This window comes from Lutimonas sp., assembly GCF_051011215.1.
GTDB lineage: Bacteria > Bacteroidota > Bacteroidia > Flavobacteriales > Flavobacteriaceae > Lutimonas.
Window position 1 is genome coordinate 1 of record NZ_JBPCUJ010000161.1, and the last position, 4,926, is coordinate 4,926.

At 33.7% G+C, this 4,926-nt stretch carries 4 protein-coding genes; all 4 read left to right on the forward strand.

From position 1 onward, the window contains the following. Positions 1 to 183 precede the first annotated feature (183 nt). The 4 genes from ACR2MV_RS15345 to ACR2MV_RS15360 all read left to right on the forward strand — a co-directional run bounded on the left by ACR2MV_RS15345 (position 184) and on the right by ACR2MV_RS15360 (position 4,655). On the forward strand, positions 184 to 1,821 hold the full coding sequence (locus ACR2MV_RS15345; protein ID WP_434023049.1) for an arylsulfatase: 1,638 nt from the start codon (positions 184 to 186) through the stop codon (positions 1,819 to 1,821). Between the two features lie 151 nt (positions 1,822 to 1,972). Then, positions 1,973 to 2,449 carry a hypothetical protein gene (locus ACR2MV_RS15350; protein WP_434023051.1) on the forward strand — a complete coding sequence of 159 codons (477 nt, stop codon included), beginning with the start codon at positions 1,973 to 1,975 and terminating at the stop codon, positions 2,447 to 2,449. A 155-nt stretch (positions 2,450 to 2,604) separates the two neighbouring features. After that, the gene (locus ACR2MV_RS15355; protein ID WP_434023052.1) at positions 2,605 to 3,846 is read left to right on the forward strand and encodes a carboxypeptidase-like regulatory domain-containing protein; all 1,242 of its coding nucleotides are present in this window, start codon (positions 2,605 to 2,607) and stop codon (positions 3,844 to 3,846) included. A gap of 383 nt (positions 3,847 to 4,229) precedes the next feature. Beyond that, positions 4,230 to 4,655, forward strand: coding sequence for a hypothetical protein (locus tag ACR2MV_RS15360; RefSeq protein ID WP_434023053.1), 426 nt, complete (start codon positions 4,230 to 4,232; stop codon positions 4,653 to 4,655). The last annotated feature ends 271 nt before the right edge of the window (positions 4,656 to 4,926 follow it).

The window sequence follows — 4,926 nt, forward strand, 5'->3', positions numbered from 1 at the left end:
CAATAGCTTCAATCCCTCTCCGAAACGAAAATGAATACTAAACTACAAACCAAATAATTAAATCAAACCAACGTGGGAGAGCTACTGCTCATACCCAAACCGTTGTGGTGCATTTTGAGTTGTTCCAACATTCGAGACAATTTATTATATATTACTTTTGTTTAAATCAATAAAAATGAGATAATGAAAAATACAGGTTTCTTCCTAACACTAATATTACTTTTGGCGTCTTGCGTACAAGACAAGAACTCTTCGCAAACCGAAAAAGAAATTAAGAAACCTAACATTCTGTTAGTGATGGTTGACGATATGGGTTTTACAGACACCTCTCCTTATGGAGGTGAAATTAATACACCTACAATTGAAAAATTGGCAAAAAATGGAATGATGTTTACCGACTTTCACACTTCAGTAAGTTGTTCCCCAACACGCTCTATGTTATTAAGTGGAACCGATAACCATTTGGCAGGCTTGGGTAATATGGGAGAATTGCTAACTCCAAATCAAGTAGGGAAACCTGGTTACGAAGGTCATTTAAATAATAATGTGTTAAGTATGGCTGAAGTACTTAAGGAGGCAGGCTACCACACCTATATGGGAGGAAAATGGCATTTAGGTCACGATATGAATAGTATCCCAGGGGCACGAGGGTTTGAAAAAACTCTCAGTTTATTAAATGGAGGAGCCAGTCACTATGATGATATGGCTGGACTTACAGCAGATGAACATATAGAATACACCCTAAATGGGGAAAAGATAGATAAATTACCCGAAGACTTTTATTCAAGTCGAAGCTTTACCGATTTTCTAATGAAAAGTATTAGAGAACAAAAGGACGACAAGCCATTTTTAGCATATCTGGCTTTTTCGGCACCGCACGATCCTTTGCATGTGCCCGAGCCTTGGATGAGTAAATACCAAGGTGTATATGACGAGGGATTTGAAAAACTGAGAGAAGACAGGATCAAAAAAGCAAAAGATTTAGGTTTGGTTTCCAACGACGCTAAAATTCCTGCTATGAACCATACAGCGAAAGCATGGAACTCACTTAGCAAAGAAGAAAAAGAAGTGGAATCGAGATACATGGAAGTTTATGCCGGAATGGTTGAGAATGTTGACTACCATATGGGCCGAATGATGGATTTTCTTTCAGACATTGATGAATTGGATAATACTATTATTTTATTCTTGTCAGATAATGGTTCTAATCCGTGGGATAACAGTATGTATCCTGGAAATGGAGATGGTGTTTATTTAAGTCAATTCGATAATAGATTGGATAATATTGGAAACCCAACTTCCCATACAGCGTACGGAATTGGATGGGCATCTGCAGGTTCCGGACCATTCGATTATTTTAAAATGACGGCTGGAGAAGGAGGAATAAGAACTCCTTTGATTATAAGTGGGCCCAATGTATCGAAAGGTGAAGTTCATCGCAACTTTGTTTATGTAACTGATATTATGCCTACCCTTTTAGAAATGGCAGGAGTTGAGCACCCAGATACTTATAAGGGAAATAAGGTTTTAGATATGCGAGGCAAATCTTTTTCCAAAATATTATCGGGAGAAGAAAAAACGCTTTATACCAAATCAGAATACATTGCTGGTGAAATGCAAAATGGAAAATGGATTCGTCAAGGAAATTTTAAGGCTGTATTTATTCCTAAACCCTATGGCCCACAAGAATGGAAACTATATGACTTATCTGTAGATCCCGGAGAAACCACCGATCTATCGGAGCAGGAACCAGATTTACTTAAGGAGTTAATTGTCGAATGGGAAAAATATGCTGATGAAGTAGGAGTAGTTGCGATGTAATAAAAACGACACCACAACAACGTATAAAATTAATTGCTAGAAAGAACCTTTTATGGAATGGCCATAGCTACCTCAAAGTTCGGTTATTCTTTTTTAAGTTTATGGCTTTAGAACGCAACTAATCTTATACAATACCTTTAGCCACAAGTGAATGAAACTATTTATCAAAAAACCACATTTCTTTTTTATTGTTTTAATAGGTGCGTTTTTTGTTTTAGGAATTTGGCGTGGAAATGAATCAATAGATTTTAATATTCATGATACAATGTATGTTATATCAATTTCTTTTTTATCGATTATTTTGGGGCTCTTATTTGCGCTCTTTTCATTGTTTTATTGGCTAACAGATAAATTAGATCTAAAGCTTTCTTACTGGTTAAACTTAATTCACATCTTATTAACTGTTGTATTTATGATTGGGGTTCTTTATGTTCTAAGTTATAGCTACGCCGAGATTTCAGAACTTTTGCACAGAAATAAAATTATGATATTCTCTAAGATTTGGATGTTTTTTCAAAGAGATAGAATTATGGTGTTCTCTGGGTTTGCAATAATAATAGGGGCGTTGGTTTTTCTATTAAATTTAATTATTGGAATATGGAAGAGATTAGGAAGCACCAGTGGCTAACAACGCATATAAGCAATAGCTTCAATCCGTCTTTGAAAGGAAAATCACATTAGAAAGAAACAAAAAAAATAATATCAACATTAGGGGAGAGCTAATGCTCATACCCAAACCGTTACCAATAATTTAGTCAACCCTTCAATGATAATTTATAATTAATGAGAATAATACTATCCCTTTTTACGCTCCTTTTTCTATCAGAAGCAAATTCACAAGAACTAAAGTCAAAAGATCATGATGGATCAGGTAATAGTATAGTTCTCAAAGGGCAAATTATTGATAAAGAAACAAACGAAGCAATTTCTTTTGCGACACTAATTTTGAAAAAGGAGGAAATTTACCGAGTAGCGGATGAAAATGGTTTTTTTGAAATATCTGTCAAGGAAAATATGATGCAGACAGCATCAGTCTCTATTTCATCCATGGGATTCGAATCTAGGACTGTTTTATTAAAAGAGTTAAACAAAAAGGAGTATTTAATGCCACGTTTTGAGCAGTTATCAGAGGTGCTTGTCACTGGCTATAAATCACCAGCAGCCGTATTAAAAACTGCTATTTCAAAAAAGGCGGAAAATCACCCTGTTGAGCCTTTTAATTTTTATAGATACGGGAAGGTGTTGATTAATAGAAATGATACAACAGAACTAGATTTAGAATTAATCACAAAAGATCACGATGAAGGTTATTTGACGCTACACAGAACAACACAAAGAGTTGAGCAAATCAAATGGAATACAAATAACAAACCTGAAAAGTATCAATATTACTCTCAAATTCAATCAGCCAGGGAAAGTGCCATTCGATATTCTAATATTTTTCATAAAAGAAAATACAAAATCTTTACATTGAATTTTGTGAAGTCTGTGAAACCTGAAGACAAGAATTTTTATATAATATCATTCCAAATTGATAGGGATGATTGGAAATATACGAATCGTCCTTATCCTACTAAATATTCAGGTAAGGTTTATATCGATAAAGACAGTTTTGCCATTTTGAAGGTGATAGAAAATTGGGAAACTACCTTATCGATGTTAGATATTGAGCTATACCTTGCTAAATATGATAATGAAGAAGAAAGACTTAAAAATGCATTTGAAACGACCAAAAAAGAAGAAAATATTTGCTATTATTCAAATCATATGGGTAATGGTATATACTACCCAACCAAGCATTTTAATAGACAATATGCCGAAATTATATATAAAAATTTCAAAATGGAGAATGCTGTTTATGAAAGAGAATCTTATTTTTTTAATTTTGAATTAAATGAAGTCGAGGAAATACCGTATGAACATTATGAACGTGATAAAAAACAAACTCTTTTCAATCGTGTAGATTATGACGAAGCTTTTTGGGATTCTTTCAATAAATTAGGAGAAGAAAATATATCAGAATAAAAACTATTGGCAACAACGGGTATAACCAATAGCTCTAATCATTCTCCGAAATGAAAATCAAACTTGAAAACAAACCAAATAAATAAAACTAACCAACGTGGATGAGCTACTGCTCATACCCAAACCGTTGCCCGCAATATTTCCTGACCCTATGTACAAAAGAATCTTATTTCTCATTATTGGCCTTTCTATTTTAAGTTGCCAAAAAAAGTGAAAATAAATATTTTGCTGAAAAGCTTGATGATTGCTTAACAGAAAGTGACATTGTCGCATTAAATAATGCAACATTATTTGTTGAAGAACTGTTAGCAGCTCACTACGGAGATTCGAATGCCAACAATAACTTTCATGCTTTTACCACAGATCTCAGCTCAATTCAATCTATGTCTCAATTTGAGGAGGACTTTTTCATTAATGATTTTTCAAAACAATTATTACGCGAGTTAGAAAAGGCTGGCACTTTTGATAAAATTTGGTCTATAGATGTACAAATTTATGAGGACGAAGAAGATATAATAATAGTGTCACCAGAAAATGTTGAATCGAGACAAGATGAAGTATCCGTTTATAATCTTAATCCAGAAGGTGAATACTTGAAATGCATTAACAAAAACTATCAAAACCAAGACGTTAAAGATATTCTTAATTCGATTTCAGAAATTGGAGATGTTGCTCCTTCTATAACTGCTGGAGCGTTGAATCAAGCACTAACGAAAAGTGATTATAATGATGGCTTAAACAAGGTTATCGTTTCAATTGAATGCTATTTTAACATAGTGAATTTAATCGAAAAAAACTCTAGAAATTAATACTGCGGGCAACAACGGGTATAAGCAATAGCTTCAATTCGTCTTCGAAAGGAAAATCACATTAGAAAGAAACAAATAAAATAAAATCAACATTTGGGGAGAGCTACTGCTCATACCCAAACCGTTGCACAACATAAACATAATCAGTACATGAAACAGACATTTTTATTCTTAGCCTTATTATTGGCACCATTATTAGGAATTGCTCAATCAAAAAACTTTATTGATCAGCCATATATTGAGACTCAAGCAACAGTAGACACGTTAGTAA

Excerpts from the sequence above, each read along its gene's own strand:
- ACR2MV_RS15345 (WP_434023049.1), top strand. The coding sequence starts at position 184 with ATGAAAAATACAGGTTTCTTCCTAACACTAATATTACTTTTGGCGTCT.
- ACR2MV_RS15350 (WP_434023051.1), top strand. The coding sequence starts at position 1,973 with ATGAAACTATTTATCAAAAAACCACATTTCTTTTTTATTGTTTTAATA.
- ACR2MV_RS15355 (WP_434023052.1), top strand. The coding sequence starts at position 2,605 with ATGAGAATAATACTATCCCTTTTTACGCTCCTTTTTCTATCAGAAGCA.
- ACR2MV_RS15360 (WP_434023053.1), top strand. The coding sequence starts at position 4,230 with ATGTCTCAATTTGAGGAGGACTTTTTCATTAATGATTTTTCAAAACAA.